The organism is Ruegeria arenilitoris (genome assembly GCF_013035425.1).
GTDB classification, from domain to species: domain Bacteria; phylum Pseudomonadota; class Alphaproteobacteria; order Rhodobacterales; family Rhodobacteraceae; genus Ruegeria; species Ruegeria arenilitoris_A.
In genome coordinates this window covers 381,880-401,316 of record NZ_WQHX01000002.1, presented here as the reverse complement: position 1 = coordinate 401,316, position 19,437 = coordinate 381,880, and the positions used below count along the sequence as shown (strand labels likewise).

Genomic DNA, 19,437 nt, shown 5'->3' with positions numbered 1-19,437 from the left:
CGACCCATTGGAGGGCGGTTTGCCGCCCTCTCTCGGTTATCAAAGGCCTTCCCGGATGGATAATTCAGAGCTGTTAAAGGTAAAAACAAAGACTTCGGGGCAGGTTGTTTTTGTTGTGGCCGGTCTGGCGATTTCATTATTGCTGCTTTCGCAAATTGGCAATCAGACGGAATGGTCTGAAAATGCCCGTAACATCGGTGGTCAGCCAAGGTTGTGGCCTGCTATTGCGCTTGTCATTATGGTGTTCGGATTTGCCGCCCATTACTGGCTGATGCGGCGCAGACGGCCAAATGCTTTGGATTGGGTCGAAGCGCGGCGATGGGTCGAGCCGTTGGAATACCTGCTTTGGTTTTTGATTTACGTCGCGGTCGTGCCGCGGTTTGGTTTCATGCCGATGAGTATTTTGTTCGCATGCACATTGACTTATCGGTTGGGTTATCGAAGCCGTGCCGCACTTGGGTTGGCCGCAGCCTTTGGAATTGCGACAGTAGTGCTTTTCAAGGGCTTGCTGGGCGTAAACATTCCCGGAGCGCAGGTTTATGAATATCTGCCAGATTCCATACGCACATTCTTCCTGGTTTACCTCTGATGGACCTGATCTTTTCCGCCTTGGATGTCTTGGCCCGTTGGGATGTAATGCTGGCTTTACTGGTCGGCGCTATAGGCGGCGTGGCAATAGGCGCGATCCCTGGCGTTGGTCCGGCGGTTGCAATCGCGATCCTGCTACCAGCAACTTTTTCGATGGATCCAATTGTCGGGCTGACACTTTTATTGGGTATCTATGGTTCATCCATGTATGGCGGATCAATACCCGCAATCCTAATAAACACTCCTGGTACTGCCGTTAACGCGTTGACGACTTACGACGGATTCCCAATGACGCTAAGGGGCGAAGGTCGGCGCGCTTTATCTCTGGCCTATTCGGCCAGTTTTTTGGGTGGCATTTTTTCGGTTGTCTGCCTTATCCTTCTTTCTCCTGTGCTGGCAAAGATTGCACCTATGTTCGGTTCGCGAGAGATTTTTCTCGCTGCTCTGTTGGGTTTGGTGCTTGTTGTAGTCGCACACAAAGGACAAATGGCGATTGCCGCGGCTTTAGCTGGGTTCGGGATATTGATCGGCACCGTCGGCTTAGAGCCCGCCGCCTATACACGTCGTTTTACATTCGGCCAGAGCTGGCTAGCGGGCGGGTTCGACCTGATCGTCGTTGTGCTGGGGTTATTTGCGTTGTCCCAAGCGTTCCTGTTGCTGACCATGGATGACGAGAAAATCCGCCTTCCAAGGTCGCGCGGCTCTCTTTTCCAAGGCTTCCGTGAATTGGCGAAACATCCTCGGGTTGCGGGTATTGCTGCCAGTTTTGGCGTAGTCATGGGTATGATCCCAGGAGTAGGGGAGTTTACCGCCCAGTTCATGTCATACACCTCGGCCCGCAAGCTTTCCAAGAACCCAAAAGCGTTTGGGCATGGCTCTTCCGAGGGTTTGATCGCATCCGAGACCGCCAATAATGCAGTTCCTGCCGCGGCGATGATACCCTTGTTGGCGTTGGGTATCCCCGGCGAGGCGCTGACCGCCATGATGCTGTCAGTTTTTTATGTTCACAATGTCGTTCCGGGACCGGGCCTTTTTCAGAACGACATGGATTTCGTCGTTGCGTTGTACATTGCGCTTTTGGTTTTGAACGTAATTGTTGTCGGCTTCCTGTTGGTCTCAACTGGATGGCTAGTCCACCTTACGCGAATACCCAACCGGTTTTTGGGAATGTGTATTCTGCTGCTAAGTTTTGTGGGTGTTTACTCGATCCGCAATTCTGCAATGGACTGCATTATAGCGGCAGTGTTTGGGTTGCTGGGCTTTGTACTTAAGCGTCTGAACATGCCGATTGTCCCGATCATACTGGGCATGGTTCTCGGGGGCATTATGGAGGTCAAACTGCGCGCTTCGTTGGCGCGGGTAAAGACGCCTCTGGATTTCATCGACCGACCAATTGCTTTCCTGCTGTTCTGTGTGATCCTTGTCATTATCGGTTCGACCATCTGGCGGCTGCGCCGAGAGTGGCGGCCAATCGACCGGCGCTCGCTGCAGAAAAAGGCATCGAATACATTTTCAAAGCGCATTTCTGGCCGTTCGCACCGGCATTTCGAAAGTCGAAAAAAACAACAAAGACGGAGGCGTTTCTATGACCATGTGGGTTCCTGAAGATGACGGATTCGCCGATCTCGGTTCGCATGACAGCTTCGCCAAAGGAGCGCCATACAACACCTTTGCACGTTTGCGACGCGAAGCGCCCTGCCACTGGTCTGAATTTGATGGGGGTAAGGGATATTGGTCTATCACTCGTCACGAGGATATCGACAAGATGGTGCGTGATGTCGAAACCTTTTCGTCGGCGCAAGGTATTCGGATGGAGGATCAAACCTACGAAGAGTACATGGCCCGCCGGACGTTTCAGGAAACTGACGGCGCCGAGCATCGAAAGGTGCGGATGAAGGTCGCCAAAGCATTTTCGCCTCGGGTCGTAGCGGGTTTCGAAGACCAGATTCGCGATTTATGTGGGCCAATTTTGGATCGAGCCTTTGAAAAAGGCAGTTTCGATGCCACGCGCGAAATTGCCAGAGAATTGCCAATGCGGATGCTTGGGCAGATCCTTGGGGTTCCAGACGAAGATTTGCCATGGCTTGTGGATAAGGGCGACGCCCTGATGGCCAACTCAGATCCGGACTTCACCGACTATGTCGTGGATAAGATAGAAACGGACCAGTTCCGTTTGATGCCCTTCAACTCTCCTGCTGGCGCCGAACTTTACGAATATTCGCGTACGCTAATGGATAGAAAAAACGCGATCGGTGACACCAGCGGAATCCTGCATTTGATCCTGCAGCCAGACGAAAATGGTGAGACAATTTCTGAAACCGAGTTCCGGAATTTCTTTTGTCTGCTCGTGGCCGCTGGAAACGATACGACGCGATACTCCATAGCAGCCGGCATTCAGGCGATCGCTCGGCAGGAGGGGCTTTTGCAAGAATTGCAGTCAGGCGAGGTTTGGGGGACTGCCGCTGACGAAATCGTGCGATGGGCTTCGCCTGCCACTTATTTCCGACGTACTGCAATGAAGGATGTGGAAGTTCATGGTCAGAACATAAGAAAAGGCGACAAAGTACTTTATTGGTTTATTTCGGCAAACCGGGACGAGACCATGTTCGAGAGTCCGTATCGCCTGGATTTGTCTCGTAAACCCAATCGGCAACTTGGCTGGGGGCAGGGCGGCCCACACGTGTGTCTGGGTATGCATCTTGCCAGGCTCGAAGTACGCGTTCTGTTTGAAGAGCTGGTCAAACGGGTCAAAACGATTGAACCCGATGGGCCTGAAGCTTTCGTCCGTTCAAATTTTGTGAACGGTATCAAACGGATGCCCGTCAGCGTCACATTGCAATAGGATCACCATGTCGAACCGTTTACGCGCCTTGTTCATTGACCACCTGTCGATCCCAAGGGGCAAGTACCTGCCGGCCAGCAAGATCGGCGATGCGTCAACCCGATTTGCCCGAGCCACGTTTGGTGTGCATTACGACAGAGACCTGTTGCTGGATGCGCCACATGCCAAGGTGCGCGAAGGAGCGCCGGATATGGAGCTTCGGTGGCGGGGTGACGATATCCGAAAAGGATGGGAGCCGGAAACTGCAATCGTCGTTGGTGATCTTTTTGATGCGGATGGAACGCCTTTGTCCCTGTGTCCGCGAGGCGCCTTGAAACGTGCCATAGGGGATTGGGAGAAACACGGGCTTAAACCAATGCTTGGCATCGAGCTTGAGGCTTATGCCTTGCAAGGGGGCGAGGACGGGCGATTGCGCCCGTATGACGCTCCTGGCGGGACAGTCTATGGTACTGGACCATTTTCCGATCCAATACGGATAAATGACGTCATCTGGAACAAAGCCTTGGAATTGGGGTTCCGGCTGGACCTGATAACCGCAGAATATGACAGTCCGCAATTTGAATACACATTGACTTTCGACGACGCGTTGAAAGCCGTGGATGACACAGTTTTGTTCCGACAAATGGCCCGAGAAGTCGCTTTGGATCACGGGATTGTACTGACTTTCCTACCCAAGCCTTTGTCTGAACTGGGTGGATCCGGCATGCATATCAATTTCTCGTTCCAGAATGCCGAAGGCGGTAACGCGTTGGCAACAGGAGATCTCGGTGGTCCGGATCATTTGAATGACCTTTCGCGAGGGTGCCTGGCAGGATTGGTTCACCATCACGAAGGTTTGGCTGGGCTAATTGCGCCTACCGCTGGGTCGTACCGTCGATTGCAGCCTTCGACTCTGTCCGGTTACTGGAAAAACTGGGGGGGTGATCACCGAGGCGTAACCACACGGGTGTCTGGGGAAGGCGGAGCAAAAGCGCGGTTAGAGCATCGTATGGCCGACGCCAGCGCGAACCCTTATACGGCCGCAGCCGCTGTTCTGCAGGCAGCTCGTCTTGGATTCGAGAGCAAGCTAACCCTGCCACCAATCGAGACAGGCGATGGATTTGACACTGTTGATGCCCGGGTCGGAACGGCACCAAACCTGCGCAAGGCTATTCAGGACCTACAAGCTGATACCGCGTTGGTCGATGCAGTAGGACGCGAACTGGTAGAAAATCATGTTTTCATGAAGGAGCGGGAATTCCGCAAAACGCGCGAACTGGAACCTGACGCTCTGTTGGACTTCTATGTGTGGTTTGTCTGAAATGAAAATAGCAACCCTTGTCACAAATACCGATTTCAGTGCCTTTGCATTGGCTCGCCCGATGGATGACACCGCCTTTGCAAATCTGATTAATGAAGTGAGACCGGATTGGGATGTAACTGCATTTTGGGTCTGTAAGGGCGAATTCCCGGCAGACATTTCAAAATTCGATGGTGTGATGATCACGGGTAGCCCGTCCTCTGTCACTGAAAATGAGCCCTGGATGCTCCGGTTGGAGACCTTGATCCGACAGATAATAGCTCAGAAAACTCCTCTGTTTGGTGCCTGTTTCGGGCATCAGATAATCGCCAAAGCACTGAGGGCTCCGATTGTGCGAAACCCCGACGGTTGGGCGCACGGACGGATCGAAATGCATCGCGTGGCTAAGACGAACTGGTCTGGCGAGAACGAAACTATTTATCTTTACGGTTCTCACATCGAACAGGTGGGTGCGCTTCCGGACGGTGCACAGTGTATCTTCGAAGGCGCGGGTTGCCCGATTGCCGGATTTGCCATCGGCAATCACGTTTTCACTGTTCAACATCATCCTGAGATGACCCATGAGTTCGTGACCGACCTTGTCGAAGAATACGCTTCTTATCTTGGCGAAGATGTCACGAACAAGGCGCGTCTGTCATTGCAAGCCGGTTCCGCAGATAGACTGGTCTTTGCAAACGAAATAGCAGCCTTTTTTGAGAACGGGATGCGCTAGATGGGTACAATAACAAAAGCACTTGAGTTGCTTGGGCTTTTCGACCGCGACAGAGCCGAGATCGGACTTGGTGAGTTTGTGCGCATCACTGGACGCGACAAAGCGACCCTGCATCGCCACCTGACTGAACTTGCAGAAAACGGATATCTGGAACAGCATCCAATGACCCGCGCGTACCGGTTGGGTCCGGCTTTGCTACGTTTGTCGGCGCTGCGTGAAACTTTGTTTCCAGTTCGCAAGTTGTTGCAACCAATCGTCTTTGAGTTGTCAGAAAAGGTCGGAGAACTGGCCCATGCCAGCCTTCTGCAGGGCGAGGCCTTATCTCCGGTGGCGCATGCGGACCCGTGTTTACATGGGGTTCAGGTGAATTTCGACATTGCGGAAATGTTGCCACTGCACGCCACGTCTTCGGGAATTGCGGTATTGGCGTTTTGCCCGGATGACTTGCGGACGAAGGTCATGGCCAGACCGCTGTCAAAGTACACAGACCAGACAATTTCTGATCCCGCTGTGCTTAGGGACAAAATAGGGATGGTTCGCCAATACGGCGTTTGCACCGTTACAGGCACATTCGATGAAGGGGTAAGTTCAGTGGGCGTCCCGCTTTTCGGCGATGGGGGAAGAGTTGTCGGATCTCTGGCGGTCGCAGTGCCAAGCGCTCGCATCAGCCCTCTTAAACTTCGCGATATTGCCCTGATGCTTTTACAAGAAGCAGACCGAGCCTCCACCGCGTTGGGTGGTGTTTTCCCAAAAATTTTTCAGAGTCTGCCGTCAGGATGGGGCGAAGAAACCACTGCTAAACAGGTGATGTTATGAAGGACAGTAATTTCCTTAAAGAAAACAACGCGCGCCACCTGTGGCATCCTATGGCGCATCCGGCGGACAGCTTAGCAAATCCGCCTGAAATCATTGTTGGGGGTGAGGGCGTCACCATCACGGACGTTGACGGTCGTACTGTCATTGATGGTGTTGGGGGTTTATGGAACGTGAATCTTGGCTATTCCTGCCAACCGATAAAAGACGCGATCACCGAACAGCTTGATCGACTGCCCTATTATTCGATTTTTCGCGGCACCACTAATGATCTGGTGATTGAACTCAGTTGGATGCTTCGTGAATTTTTTGCCCCTGACGGCCTTTCCCGCGCGTTTTTCACTTCGGGAGGATCAGATGGTGTGGAAATCGCGTTACGCCTTGCCCGACAGTACCACAAAGTTCGGGGCGAGAGTGGCCGTGTTAAATTTTTGAGTCTGAAAAAGGGGTATCACGGAACGCACACTTTGGGCGCATCGGTTAACGGAAACCCGAATTTCCGCATTCAGTATGAGCCGCTGATGCCGGGTTGCCACCACATTCCTTCGCCTTACACATATCGCAACCCGTTTGGGGAAACGGACTCGTACAAGCTGGCGCAGTTGTGTCTGGCGGCATTGGAAGACGAAATCAAGTTTCAGGATTCGTCGACGATTGCTGCCATGATAGTTGAGCCTGTCCTTGGCGCAGGTGGCGTGATTCCGCCGCATGAAAGCTTTCTTCCCGGAGTGCGCGAAATATGTGCAAAGTACGGAATTCTGCTGGTCGCGGATGAGGTTATCACGGCCTACGGCCGTACTGGAGCGTGGAGTGGTTCACGCCGTTTTGGTGTTCAGCCTGACTTGGCAGTTACCGCAAAGGCCATTACCAACGGATATTTTCCATTTGGAGCGGTGATGATCAGCGATTCAGTCTCTGATGTCTTTGAGAGTGACGCAACGGGCAAGGCAACCATTGGTTCGGGATACACCTATTCCGGGCATCCGGTCGGGGCAGCTGCAGCGATCGCGTGTCTGAAAGAAACACAAAGGCTCAATGTTAAAGACAACGCTGCAGCCCGCGGAGATCAGTTGTTCAAAGGGCTAAAAAGGCTTGCGCAAAAACACGATGCGGTCGGTGATGTCCGTGGCGGATACGGATTAATGTGTGCGCTTGAACTTGTATCAGATCGTACAAGCAAAGTGCCTATCGGTAAGTCTGTGATCGGTAAGGTTCAGGAAACAGCGTACGATGCTGGCGCCATGGTGCGCGTTTCCGGGAATAATATCATTCTTTCACCACCACTGATCCTTAGCGAAGAAGACGTTAATACCATCCTTTCAGCGTTGGATAGCGGTTTAAACGCAATTTAAGTGCTTGCGGTGGCTGATCCGTTTGCTCAACGCTGACAGCGGCTTTGCGCCTTGTAAGCGCCATTGGTCTTTGGTTCATCGAGAAAGTACAACACATGTTAAGTATTTTGTTTGACTCAGTTGAACAAACTCCGTTACTTTCCAAAATGATTAACATGTAAAATAAACAGGGTTGTGTCATGCCGCATATCCAAATCGACTATTCTGGCAACCTTGAGCCAGATGTTGACATTGGCGCATTGTGCGAAGCTGTTAGGAGTTCAGCCAGTCAAATCGACGCTCTGCCTATACCGGGAATACGCGTGCGCGCCATAAAGGTGGATCATTATGCAATCGCGGATGGCGACCCCAAACACGGTTTCGTAGACATATCAGTTCGTCTGCGCGAGGGGCGTACTGCTCGGGTCAAGCAACAGGTGATAGAACGGATTTTCGAGTCGGCTCGGGCTTTTCTATCGTCGGCGATGAACATCCGGTCAATCGCGCTGTCAGCTGAGTTGCGAGAAATCGATGCCAACCTTGCCCCAAAATGTGGCACCATCCGTGATCATCTAGAGGAGCAACAATGAGCACTTTAGAGCAAAACGTCAAAAAATTGTATCGGCATTTGGACAGGTTCCAATCAAACGGAGTGCTGAACCGGATTGCAGGTCAGGATCGTGCAGGCTCATTGGGGGTTTTCGAAAATTCATCTCCTGTCGACCGAAGCACGATTTGCCAAGTTGCGAGGGGTAACACTGATGACATCGATGCCGCAGCGACAGCGGCGGCGGACGCGTTTGTTGATTGGCGCGATATGGCTGCGAAGGAAAGGCAAAGTATACTGATACGCATCGCCGAAGCTATTGAAGCGCGAGCGGAAGAAATTGCTTTGTGCGAATGCTGGGATACAGGGCAGGCGCTAAAGTTCATGTCCAAGGCAGCGCTGCGCGGGGCAGAAAATTTTCGCTATTTTGCGGATCAGGTGGTGCAAGCGCGGGATGGTCAGCACCTGAAGTCTCCAACGCTTATGAACATTACAACGCGCGTGCCGATCGGCCCGGTGGGTGTCATTACTCCTTGGAATACGCCTTTCATGCTTTCCACGTGGAAGATTGCGCCGGCACTGGCTGCAGGTTGTACAGTCATACACAAGCCAGCTGAGGCCAGCCCGTTGACGGCGCGGTTGTTGGTTGAAATCGCAGAAGAGGCCGGCTTGCCCAAAGGCGTACTCAATACCGTGAATGGCTATGGTGAGGAGGTGGGCAAAGCTCTGTGTGAACATCCAAAAATACGCGCAATCGCGTTTGTAGGTGAGAGTCGCACAGGTAGCCTGGTTACCAAACAAGGGGCAGATACGCTGAAGCGTAATCATCTTGAACTTGGGGGCAAAAATCCGGTTATCGTGTTTGAAGACGCCGATTTGGACCGCGCATTGGACGCAGTAATCTTCATGATCTATTCGATCAATGGCGAACGATGCACCTCGTCTTCGCGCCTTTTGGTTCAGGAAACGATCCGCGAGGAATTTGAGGCCAAGCTGATCGAACGCGTCAATAACATCCGCGTTGGCCACCCGCTAGACCCAGAAACCGAAGTTGGGCCGCTGATAAGCGAAGAGCATTTTAATAAGGTCACCTCGTACTTCGAAGTAGCCAAACAGGACGGCGCAAAAATCGCCGCTGGTGGTGAGGTTTTGGGTGACAAGGGCTACTTTGTCCGGCCCACTCTGTTTACGAACGCCACCAACCAGATGCGCATCGCGCGAGAAGAGATATTCGGACCTGTTCTGACCTCAATCTCTTTTTCAACCGAGGAAGAAGCTCTTCAGTTGGCCAACGATACACCTTATGGTTTGACCGGTTATCTTTGGACGAACGACCTGACGCGCGCGCTACGATTTACTGACGGGCTCGAGGCGGGGATGATCTGGGTGAATTCAGAAAATGTACGCCATCTGCCGACCCCTTTTGGCGGCGTGAAAGCATCTGGAATTGGGCGTGACGGCGGGGATTGGTCTTTCGAGTTTTATATGGAGCAAAAGCACATCGGTTTTGCCACCGGTCAACACAGAATTACCCGTCTTGGAGTGTGACCCGACTGGGCTGATAAAAACGCGCGCACCAACACCAATTGTCAAGGCAGCCAGACGCTTTGGAAGCCATGGGAGTTTAAAATGCCAGTACCCGCACCGAACCTTTACCCGGATTTCAATACAATCCGACTGAGCCATGTTTGTCTAAATGTCAAAGATTTGACGGTTTCGCGTAAGTTCTATGTGGACATGTTTGGCCTTCAGGTGACCAACGAAACTGACAGTCACATCTATTTGCGCGCGCTAGAGGAGCGGGGACACCACAGCATTGTTCTGCAGGCATCAGACGCCCCGGGCACTGTTGAAGTCATGGGCTTCAAGCTGTTTGACGAAACAGACTTGGACCGGGCAAACAAATGGTTTCAAACAAAGGGTCGACCAACCAAGTGGATTGAAAGACCGCATCAAGGCCGGACGCTTTTGACATCTGACAACAATGGCGTTCCTTTGGAATTTTATCACAAGATGGACCGTTTGCCGACGATCCATCAGCAATACGCGCGCTACCACGGTGTGCGCCCTTTGCGGATCGACCACTTTAACTGCTTCAGCCCCAATGTGGATGAAAGCGTCGTTTTTTACAGTGAAATGGGTTTTCGGGTGACCGAATACACCGAGGATGAGGAAAGTAAACGCCTTTGGGCCGCGTGGCTGCACCGAAAAGGCGGTGTGCATGATATGGCCTTTACAAACGGTACTGGCCCTCGGTTGCACCACGTGGCGTTTTGGGTAGCCAATCCGTTGCACATCATCGACTTACTGGATGTAATGTCGACGACCGGATACGTAGAGAATATAGAGCGGGGACCGGGTCGGCATGGTATTTCAAATGCGTTCTTCTTGTATATTCTTGATCCGGATGGTCACCGGATCGAAATCTATAGCTCGGATTATCAAACCGTAGATCCCGACCACGAACCTTTGAAATGGGATTTGAAAGACCCGCAACGCCAAACTCTTTGGGGGGCTCCGGCACCGCGCAGCTGGTTCGAACATGGAACGCAGTTTACTGATGTCGCAGTTAAAGAAGCCGAGTTGAATGCTACCCCGATTATCGCACCATAAAATTTACTACGGAGTTGTGAATGAACTGGGATGAGTTCAGCCATTGGGGCAAACATATTTCTGACTGGGCTGCGGATTATCACAAGGGTCTTCCTGAACTCCCAGTAAGGGCGCAGACGGCTCCGGGTGAAATTGCCGCTCAATTGCCGGAAATTCCACCTGATGAATCCGAGGCCATGGAAGACATCATGGCCGATTTCGAACGGATCGTAATGCCCGGAATGACCCATTGGCAACATCCCCGATTTTTCGCGTATTTTCCGGCTAATGCAGCACCTCCTTCAATGCTGGCGGACATGTTGATCACGACCGTCGCAGCGCAATGCATGTTGTGGCAGACTTCGCCTGCAGCAACCGAGCTTGAAGGTGTTATGGTTGATTGGTTACGCCAGGCGCTTGATCTGCCGCCTGAATATACAGGGGTTATTCAGGACAGCGCCTCTTCCGCAACGCTTTCAGCGGTTTTGACCATGCGCGAACGGGCAACTGGCTTCACCGGCAATCGCGACGGGCTGAACGCCAAGGGTGACTTGCGCATTTATTGTTCTGAGCAAGTCCATTCTTCCATCGATAGGGCATGCTGGGTCGCGGGGATCGGGGAAAAAAATCTGGTTAAGATACCGACAGTTGGCCCGCGCCATTCGATGGACGCTGCGGCGCTGCGCGAAGCGATTTCTAGTGATCGCGACGTCGGGCAAAAACCAGCGGGTATTATCGCTGCAACCGGTGGCACCGGTATTGGGGCCAGCGATCGGTTGGATGAAGTACTGAAAGTCGCAAATGAGCAGGATTTGTATACGCATCTTGATGCGGCTTGGGCTGGTTCCGCAATGATTTGCCCGGAGTTCAGAGGCGATTTTTGGGCAGGGGTTGAGGGGTTCGACAGCATTGTCTTCAACCCACATAAGTGGCTCGGTGCGCAGTTCGATTGCTCAGTACAATTTTTGCGAGATCCGATACCTCAGCTCAATACTCTGAAGATAGAACCGGAATTCCTAAAAACCTCTGGGGCCGAGGTAACAAATTATTCCGAATGGACTATTCCGCTGGGCCGTCGGTTTCGGGCGCTTAAAATCTGGTTCCTGATCCGTTCCTATGGTTTGGAGGGGCTGCGTGAACGTATTCGCAATCATGTGACTTGGGGGCACGAAGTCTGCGACAAAATTCGCGCAACCGAAGGGTTTGAGATTGTTACCGAACCAATTTTAAGCCTTTTTACATTTCGCTGTCCTGGTGACGACGCGGCGCAACAGCGATTGGTTGATGCATTGAATGATGACGGGCGCATTTACCTGACGCAGGCCATGTTCGAAGGTCGCAAGGTGATTAGGTTTCAGGTTGGTCAATTCGACACCACACGCGAACAGGTCATGATGGCGCCTGTCGTGATCAAGGATGTTTGGAGGGCGTTGCAATGAGATTTGCGAGCTTTTCCGTCGGAGGTCACTTTCATTACGGCGCAGTGACCGAAGAAGGCATGATCGCGCTGGATGACGGTTTCCCTCAATGGCCGACCTTGCTGGATGCGGTAAGAGACAACGCGCTGGGCGAACTTGAACAAGCGGCGAAGGGTAGGTTGGCTTCGCACAAGGTCTTCCAATACGAGATGGTTCTGCCCAATGCATCCAGAATTCTATGTGTTGGTGTAAATTTTCCTGACCGTAATGCTGAGTACAATGATGGTAGTGTGCAACCGGAATACATGTCGTTGTTTCCCCGTTTTGCCAGCGGATTTACCGGGCATGAACGCCCATTGATCCGGCCTCCGGAAAGCCACAAGTTGGATTATGAAGGTGAAGTGGCCATTGTGATAGGAAAAGGTGGCCGCAGGATCGCTCAGGCAGACGCATACGACCACATCGCCGCTTTGACCTTATGTAATGAGGGCACGATCCGTGACTGGGTGCGCCATGCAAAGTTTAATGTAACGCAAGGCAAGAACTGGGATCGATCAGGTGCACTTGGGCCTTGGCTGGTACCGTTTAGCGATGCCGCGCAACTTGACGAGGCAAGAATACAAACGCACGTGAACGGTGAGCTTCGTCAGGATGACACTCTGAACCGAATGATGTTTCCCATCCGCCGCGAGATCGAATACATCTCGACCTTCATGACCCTCCAACCCGGTGATATAATCGTGACGGGCACCCCAACTGGTGCCGGAGCCCGGTTTGACCCGCCAAGGTTTTTGAAACCTGGCGATGTTGTGGAGGTTTCGGTTAATGGTATCGGAACACTTCGCAATACGGTTGAGGACGAAGCGCTATGACGCCAGATGATCACTTCCGTGCTGCTGCAGACCTGCTCATGGCCGAACGTACTCGTAAGCAGGTAGGCCTTTTGTCGCTGCGCTATCCCGAGATGGATATGAGTGACGCCTACGAAGTTCAAAAGGAAATTCACCGTCAGAAACTGGCCCAAGGCCGAAAGGTGATAGGTTGGAAAATCGGACTCACTTCAAAAGCGATGCAATATGCGCTGAACATCGACGTTCCGGACAGCGGTATACTATTTGACAACATGCTTTTCGAAAGCGGTGATACCGTTCCAAAGGGACGCTTCATTCAACCGCGTGTCGAAGCCGAAATCGCGTTTGTGATGAAATCGTCTGTTGGTGGAAAGGACGTGACCCGCGGCGACGTAATTGCAGCGACGGACTATGTCGCGCCATCCCTTGAAATCCTAGACACAAGGATCCACCGCGTTGATCCACAGACTGGAACTGCACGCAATGTCTTAGATACAATCAGTGACAACGCGGCGAACGCTGGGGTCGTACTGGGGACTGACCGGCATGATTTGGATGCTTTCGACCTTAGATGGGTCGGCGCCATAACCTTTCGCAATGATCAGATCGAAGAGACAGGGCTTGGAGCTGGTGTCTTAAACGACCCGATTGAAAGTGTCGTATGGCTGGCGCGTCGTATGGCGCAGTACGGCCAGAGCATTGAACCCGGTCATGTGATATTATCAGGTAGTTTCATTCGACCTATAGAGTGCCCGCCAAATACCAGAATTCATGCTGATTTCGGCTCGTTTGGGTCGGTCGATGTTCGCTTTGCCTAAAGGAGCGCCAAGTGTCTGCGCCAACCAATACCTTCAAAGCCGCTCTGAAAGCCGGAGAACCTCAGCTAGGATGCTGGTTGGCGCTGGCTGATGCCTATGCCGCCGAAGTCGTTTCAACAGCCGGGTTTGACTGGTTGTTGGTCGACGGGGAACATGCTCCAAACGATCTTCGTTCGACACTCGAGCAAATTCGCGTGGTTGAGGCCTCAGACAGCCACCCAGTCGCCCGTTTGCCGATCGGCGAGACGTGGATGATCAAGCAATATCTTGATGCAGGAGTGCAAAGCATACTTGTACCTATGGTCGAAAGCGGCCAACAAGCAGAAGACCTTGTCAGAGCCGTTCGCTATCCGCCAGCTGGCGTGCGTGGAGTTGGCTCTTCCTTGGCTCGTGTTTCCCGTTTTGGGGCGATCCCGAATTATCTAACAACGGCAGACGAACAAATCTGTTTGCTTGTACAAGTGGAAAACCGTCTAGGACTTGAAGCGCTGGGCGATATTCTGGAAACCGATATCGACGGTGTTTTTATTGGACCTGCAGATCTGGCTGCGGATCTTGGCCACCTTGGGAACGCTGATCATCCGCTTGTTGTGTCCGCAATCATGGACGCACTTGCCCGGATCGTGGACGCGGGCAAGGCCGCGGGCATTTTGACGTTAGATCCGGAAATGCAAAAAAAATGCGTTGACCAAGGGGCCACGTTTCTAGCTACAGATATCGACGTGACGCTGCTTGCCAAAGCTTCACGATCCGCTGCGAAATCCGGCGCTGCGATACTTTCCAACGCTTCGAATCAAGCGTCCTGACGAAGTTTTGGGGCCAGTGGCCGCCTCTAACGCCCAGGCCCTTTCATCGAGTTTAAAGGGTTGGGATAAAGCGCGAACTAGTCTTTGGGTCGGAGCCTTCTCATAAGAGATTACCTTGGTGGGCTCAGTTTCCCTGATTACGAGCTTGCAATCGCTCAAGGTTCACGACCGTTGACAGCATCAATCTGTCGTGGCTCCAATCCTGAGTTTGTTGCATGCCGGCTGATCCAACCGCCAGCAAGACAGCGAACATCAGCGAAAGACCTAGAAAAGCCATCGGCACAGCAGATTGAATTGTTGGAGCGTCTGCCAATGCGATGACGCGTTGACGCAATACGCGCTTAGCTTTTCCCTCGGAAACCAAGGCGACATTCAAAACCTTAGGATGGTTTCGCGCCACAGTCCGGGCACAGTAATCGAGTAAACACGACGTATAATCGCGCGCATCGATACCTTTTCGAGTTACAACAGATTGATCGCACGCAAGTTCGCGCAGGCGGTTGAATTGGTATTTCAGGACCAGATAAGCCGGATTCCAGAACAACAGTGGGCGCAAAAGTTCTAATCCCAATTCCCATTCAACGTCGTGAGAGCGCACGTGCTGGAGTTCATGTGCCAGGGCGAAGCGTAGTTCCCGCGGCGTGTCCAGTAAGTGGCTTGGCAAAACTATATGGCATCGGCGTAATCCTCGAACTGCAAAGGGTACGGAAACGCGATCTGACAAGCGGATGTCGACTTTGTTCGAACTCCGCCACAAAAAACTGTTGTGAACCGCTTCACGAATGACCAGCGCGTCGCGGAACACGCGAAGCGCCAAAAGCGCAGAGGTCGCGGCCAACAGGTAGAAAATGCCGGTCAACGCTGAGTTTTCGCCTGACATCAAGAGCTCGACCAAATGCTGGCGGGTGTTTAGCAGTGCTTCGAATTGAATTGCCGGAATTGCGATGTCGCCACGTAAATATGCCGCAACTGCAATGTCTCCGAAGGCCACAGTTTGGCCCGGCCAAAGCTGGGCGGCTATTGACGTGGCACCCAAAGCCAGTATGGGGCTAAGAATTACGCATACGCACAGCGCCTTAAGCGCCTGTAATTGAACGACATAGCTGTGGCCCAGACGGGTTCGTGACAACAACGCTCTAGATGCCAGCCAAACAATCGCCGACAAAGCCAATACAAGATTCAATTCGAGATACGCATCGAGAACCGGTTTAACCGCTGTCATTTTGCAGTCTCCTCTCTACCAGTGCCCGAATTTCCTCGAGATCCGCTTCGCTCAGCCCCGCATCGTCGACTAAACGCGCAACCAGAGATGCGGGCGTGTCGTCGAATAGTGTGCGGGACAGGTTCTGAAGCGAGCGCGCCTGATACCTGTCTTTCTCCAGAAGCGGCCTGTAGATCAGCGTCTTGCCGTCCTTGTGACTTTCGACAAAACCTTTTTCATCGAGAATTCGCAGGATCGTTGCGCCGGAAGTGTAGGCCAGGTTTCGCTCTGGCGGAAGGCGGTCCAGGACATCACGCACCGAGCCTTGCCCAAGGCCCCAGAGTTCGTTCATGAACTCAAGTTCAACCTCGGTCAGAAGATTTCCCGTCTTTCTTTTTCGCATAGATCTCGGTGTCACCATTTTACCTAGTGTGCTTGTAAAACAAGCATCCTTTTGCCGTTACGCAAAGCCTAAACTTTCCAAAAGACGAAAAAGCCCCAGCCAATTGAAATGAAAAGTGGGGTCCAGACCGGTTGCCCCACTAGCCCGAGCCATGCCAGAAAAATGTAGGCAGAACCCAATAAAGTGATGAACAGACGATCACCCAGTGTGGTTGTAAGACCCAGAACACCGCGCCGTTCAATGCCGTCTCGAAACTTAAAAATCTCAAGGACGCCGATGATCGCAATTGCCGAGAAGATGCCAACAAATACGGCCAGAGTCGCGGGCGTCCATGCCATCCAGAAATCAGGCCACAGCGGGGCGGTCCATGAGAATCCCGCTTCTTCCTGCTGGCCAACATTACCCCAACCGGCCTTAGCTTGTGCTAATGCCGAGGAAGGCAGAAGAGCAATGAGTGCTGTGAGAAGTTTTTGCATATCGAACCTCAAACTCGACCCATCGCGAAGCCGCGCGCGATGTAGTTTCGGACAAACCAGATGACGATGGCGCCTGGGATGATTGTCAGCGTTCCCGCCGCCGCCAATAACCCCAACTCGTACCCAGCGCTGGATGCCGTTCGGGTCATCACCGCCGCTATGGGTTTTGCCTCAACTGCAGTAAGCGTCTTGGCCAGAAGCATTTCCACCCATGAAAACATAAAGCAAAAGAAAGCGGCGACCCCAACCCCGGCTTTGATGTTGGGGAGGAAGATTTTCACAAAGAATCTAGGGAAGGAATAGCCATCCACATAGGCGGTTTCGTCCAACTCTTTTGGGATGCCTCGCATGAATCCCTCCAGGATCCAGACCGCCAGCGGCACGTTGAACAAGGTGTGTGCCAGCGCTACGGCCAGGTAGGTGTCGAAAAGATGAATTGACGAATAAAGCTGAAAGAATGGCAGCGCAAAGACAGCAGCGGGTGCCATCCGGTTGGTCAGCAGCCAAAAGAACAGCTGCTTGTCGCCAAGAAACCTGTAACGTGAGAATGCGTAGGCCGCGGGCAATGCAACACAAACAGAAAGCACCGTGTTGATCGTTACGTAAATGATCGAGTTGATATAACCCCAATACCACGTTGGATCGGTGAAGATCGTTATGTAGTTGTCCAGCGTAAATGTTTGCGGAAAAAGCGAAAAACCAGAGAGTATTTCGTTGGTGGTTTTGAACGACATCGCTACGAGCCAATAGATTGGCAGCATCAGGAATGCGATATAGAGGATGGGTATCAGGGAACGCTTTCTCATTCGGCGTCGTCCTTTGTCATCAGAGTGTAGAAGACCCAGCTGACCAACAGCGTGATGGCGAAATAAATCAAGCTCATTGCCGCTGCGGGGCCAAGATCGAACTGACCCAAAGCGATCTTTACAAGATCAATCGACAGCAGCGTGGTCGAGTTTCCGGGACCACCGCCCGTTAACACGAAGGGCTCTGTGTATATGTTAAAGCTGTCCATAAAGCGCAAAAGGATCGCGATCGTGAGAACAGTTTTCATTTTGGGCAACTGGATGTAGCGAAAGACAGACCAATTGGATGCACCATCAATCTTGGCAGCTTGATAATAGGCGTCTGGGATCGAAACCAGCCCGGCATAACAAAGCAACACTACTAGCGAAGTCCAGTGCCAGACATCCATTACGATAACGGTAATCCAGGCCGAGATTGGTTGTTGGGTCATGTCATAGTTGATGCCAAGGACATCATTCAGGAAATAGCCCAACAATCCAATCTTGGGCAGGGTGAAGATATTCCACATCGATCCCACCACATTCCAAGGGATCAACATTGGTAAAGCCATCAAAACCAAACACACCGGCACCCAAATCCCTTTACGCGGCATCGAAAGGGCCACGATTATACCCAAAGGTACTTCGATCATAAGGATCAGGGCAGTAAACAGAAATTGGCGCCCCAGTGCTGCTTGGAACCGATCCGAGCGGAGGATTTGCTCGAACCATCCCAACCCCTCCCAGAAGAATTGGTTGTTCCCAAATGTTTCTTGCACCGAATAATTGACAACTGTCATCATCGGCACCAATGCGTTGAATGCGACCAGCGCCAGGACTGGAAGCACAAAGAACCACGCCCTTTGGTTTTCTGTTCTCATGTGCCGCGCTCCTCGGTTGCGATCCAGCCGTCGCGATAAACACGGGATTGTTCAGGTTTGAACTGCAGGAATACTTGTGATCCAGGTTCCGGCGCGCTGTGTTCTGACACTACTTTCAAAGCGGTGTCGCCAACAATTGCGCTTACTACATAGTGACGGCCGATATCAGAAACTTTGGTCACATGCGCAGGGATGCCCGTCTCGCCAAAACCCACATATTCGGGGCGAATGCCCAGATTGGTGTTACCTCCGGTCCCTTGTACAGGTCCTTCCAAATGGACTTCGTGGCCTTCGAAGATTGCACGATCGCCTTTGGCCTCGCAGGGTAGGACATTCATTCCGGGTGAGCCGATGAAGTGACCGACAAAAGTGTGTTGAGGTCTCTCAAACAAATCCACGGGTGTACCGATCTGCACCACTTCGCCTTCTTGCATCACAACGACCTCATCGGCGAATGTCAGTGCCTCGGTCTGGTCGTGAGTGACGTAGATCATCGTGGCTTTCACTTGTTGATGCAGTTCCTTCAGTTTCGAGCGCAGCTTCCATTTAAGGTGCGGATCAATAACCGTCAGGGGTTCGTCGAACATGACGGCATTCACGTCGTCGCGTACCAGCCCCCGGCCCATCGAAATTTTTTGCTTGTTGTCCGGGCTGAGCCCAGAGGCTCGGGTGTCAAGCATGTCCGTGACGTCCAGCATCTTGGCGATTTCATCGACGCGCTGGTTGATTGTCGCTGCATCCACACCCCGGTTCTTGAGAGGGAACGCCAAGTTTTCGCCAACGGTCATAGTGTCGTAAATAACGGGAAATTGGAAAACCTGCGCTATATTGCGCTGGTCTGGGGGCAGGGCGGTTACATCACGCCCGTCGAACAGAATCTGCCCCTCGGATGGGGTCAAAAGACCTGAAATTATGTTCAGCAATGTGGATTTACCGCAACCGGAAGGACCAAGCAGAGCGTATGCCCCGCCATCACGCCAAGTCACGTCGATTTCCTTAAGGGCATAGTCTTCTGGGCCCTGGGGCGACGGCAAATAACTGTGTTTGAGGTTGGAAAGCTTGATCTGCGCCAT

At 52.4% G+C, this 19,437-nt stretch carries 20 protein-coding genes; 14 read left to right on the top strand and 6 right to left on the bottom strand.

The genetic code is table 11. The annotated features are described in order from the left end of the window. Positions 1–55: 55 nt before the first annotated feature. The 14 genes from GOV45_RS07610 (at position 56) to GOV45_RS07545 (ending at position 14,618) form a co-directional block, all read left to right on the top strand. Positions 56–589, top strand: coding sequence for a tripartite tricarboxylate transporter TctB family protein (locus tag GOV45_RS07610; protein ID WP_170476098.1), 534 nt, complete (start codon positions 56–58; stop codon positions 587–589). After that, positions 589–2,193 carry a tripartite tricarboxylate transporter permease gene (locus GOV45_RS07605; protein WP_170476096.1) on the top strand — a complete coding sequence of 535 codons (1,605 nt, stop codon included), beginning with the start codon at positions 589–591 and terminating at the stop codon, positions 2,191–2,193. Before GOV45_RS07610 ends, GOV45_RS07605 begins: the two co-directional genes overlap by 1 nt. Continuing rightward, positions 2,174–3,430, top strand: a complete 1,257-nt coding sequence (locus GOV45_RS07600) for a cytochrome P450 (protein ID WP_170476094.1) — start codon at positions 2,174–2,176, stop codon at positions 3,428–3,430. The genes GOV45_RS07605 and GOV45_RS07600 overlap by 20 nt, the downstream gene beginning before the upstream one ends. A 7-nt stretch (positions 3,431–3,437) precedes the next feature. Further along, the gene (locus GOV45_RS07595; RefSeq protein ID WP_170476092.1) at positions 3,438–4,730 is read left to right on the top strand and encodes a glutamine synthetase family protein; all 1,293 of its coding nucleotides are present in this window, start codon (positions 3,438–3,440) and stop codon (positions 4,728–4,730) included. A 1-nt stretch (position 4,731) separates the two neighbouring features. Continuing rightward, positions 4,732–5,442, top strand: a complete 711-nt coding sequence (locus GOV45_RS07590; RefSeq protein ID WP_170476091.1) for a type 1 glutamine amidotransferase — start codon at positions 4,732–4,734, stop codon at positions 5,440–5,442. Beyond that, complete coding sequence (locus GOV45_RS07585; RefSeq protein WP_170476089.1) at positions 5,443–6,258, top strand: IclR family transcriptional regulator; 816 nt, start codon at positions 5,443–5,445, stop codon at positions 6,256–6,258. Next, a complete protein-coding gene (locus tag GOV45_RS07580; protein ID WP_170476087.1) occupies positions 6,255–7,607 on the top strand; it encodes an aminotransferase class III-fold pyridoxal phosphate-dependent enzyme in 1,353 nt (450 codons plus the stop codon). Before GOV45_RS07585 ends, GOV45_RS07580 begins: the two co-directional genes overlap by 4 nt. A gap of 179 nt (positions 7,608–7,786) precedes the next feature. After that, positions 7,787–8,176 (top strand): 5-carboxymethyl-2-hydroxymuconate isomerase, encoded by a 390-nt coding sequence (locus tag GOV45_RS07575; protein WP_170476085.1) that lies wholly within the window; start codon positions 7,787–7,789, stop codon positions 8,174–8,176. Next, the gene (hpaE, locus tag GOV45_RS07570) at positions 8,173–9,681 is read left to right on the top strand and encodes a 5-carboxymethyl-2-hydroxymuconate semialdehyde dehydrogenase (RefSeq protein ID WP_170476083.1); all 1,509 of its coding nucleotides are present in this window, start codon (positions 8,173–8,175) and stop codon (positions 9,679–9,681) included. Before GOV45_RS07575 ends, hpaE begins: the two co-directional genes overlap by 4 nt. 81 nt (positions 9,682–9,762) lie before the next feature. Continuing rightward, a complete protein-coding gene (gene hpaD, locus GOV45_RS07565) occupies positions 9,763–10,746 on the top strand; it encodes a 3,4-dihydroxyphenylacetate 2,3-dioxygenase (protein WP_170476081.1) in 984 nt (327 codons plus the stop codon). 20 nt (positions 10,747–10,766) lie between these two features. Further along, positions 10,767–12,164: a pyridoxal phosphate-dependent decarboxylase family protein gene (locus GOV45_RS07560; protein WP_170476079.1), complete on the top strand. Its 1,398-nt coding sequence runs from the start codon at positions 10,767–10,769 to the stop codon at positions 12,162–12,164. Continuing rightward, positions 12,161–13,015: a fumarylacetoacetate hydrolase family protein gene (locus GOV45_RS07555; RefSeq protein WP_170476077.1), complete on the top strand. Its 855-nt coding sequence runs from the start codon at positions 12,161–12,163 to the stop codon at positions 13,013–13,015. Before GOV45_RS07560 ends, GOV45_RS07555 begins: the two co-directional genes overlap by 4 nt. After that, on the top strand, positions 13,012–13,812 hold the full coding sequence (gene hpaH / locus GOV45_RS07550; protein WP_170476075.1) for a 2-oxo-hept-4-ene-1,7-dioate hydratase: 801 nt from the start codon (positions 13,012–13,014) through the stop codon (positions 13,810–13,812). The genes GOV45_RS07555 and hpaH overlap by 4 nt, the downstream gene beginning before the upstream one ends. Positions 13,813–13,823: 11 nt before the next feature. Further along, positions 13,824–14,618 (top strand): aldolase/citrate lyase family protein, encoded by a 795-nt coding sequence (locus GOV45_RS07545; RefSeq protein ID WP_170476073.1) that lies wholly within the window; start codon positions 13,824–13,826, stop codon positions 14,616–14,618. A gap of 124 nt (positions 14,619–14,742) precedes the next feature. Here the strand turns inward: GOV45_RS07545 and GOV45_RS07540 are convergent, their stop codons facing one another. The 6 genes from GOV45_RS07540 to GOV45_RS07515 form a co-directional block, all read right to left on the bottom strand. Continuing rightward, positions 14,743–15,840: a M56 family metallopeptidase gene (locus tag GOV45_RS07540; protein ID WP_170476071.1), complete on the bottom strand. Its 1,098-nt coding sequence runs from the start codon at positions 15,838–15,840 to the stop codon at positions 14,743–14,745. Next, positions 15,827–16,222 carry a BlaI/MecI/CopY family transcriptional regulator gene (locus GOV45_RS07535; RefSeq protein WP_170476068.1) on the bottom strand — a complete coding sequence of 132 codons (396 nt, stop codon included), beginning with the start codon at positions 16,220–16,222 and terminating at the stop codon, positions 15,827–15,829. Before GOV45_RS07535 ends, GOV45_RS07540 begins: the two co-directional genes overlap by 14 nt. Before the next feature lie 68 nt (positions 16,223–16,290). After that, complete coding sequence (locus GOV45_RS07530; RefSeq protein ID WP_170476066.1) at positions 16,291–16,698, bottom strand: DUF2160 domain-containing protein; 408 nt, start codon at positions 16,696–16,698, stop codon at positions 16,291–16,293. An 8-nt stretch (positions 16,699–16,706) separates the two neighbouring features. After that, a complete protein-coding gene (locus GOV45_RS07525) occupies positions 16,707–17,504 on the bottom strand; it encodes a carbohydrate ABC transporter permease (protein WP_170476065.1) in 798 nt (265 codons plus the stop codon). Next, positions 17,501–18,364 carry a carbohydrate ABC transporter permease gene (locus GOV45_RS07520; protein ID WP_170476063.1) on the bottom strand — a complete coding sequence of 288 codons (864 nt, stop codon included), beginning with the start codon at positions 18,362–18,364 and terminating at the stop codon, positions 17,501–17,503. The genes GOV45_RS07525 and GOV45_RS07520 overlap by 4 nt, the downstream gene beginning before the upstream one ends. Further along, the gene (locus GOV45_RS07515; protein ID WP_170476061.1) at positions 18,361–19,437 is read right to left on the bottom strand and encodes an ABC transporter ATP-binding protein; all 1,077 of its coding nucleotides are present in this window, start codon (positions 19,435–19,437) and stop codon (positions 18,361–18,363) included. Before GOV45_RS07515 ends, GOV45_RS07520 begins: the two co-directional genes overlap by 4 nt.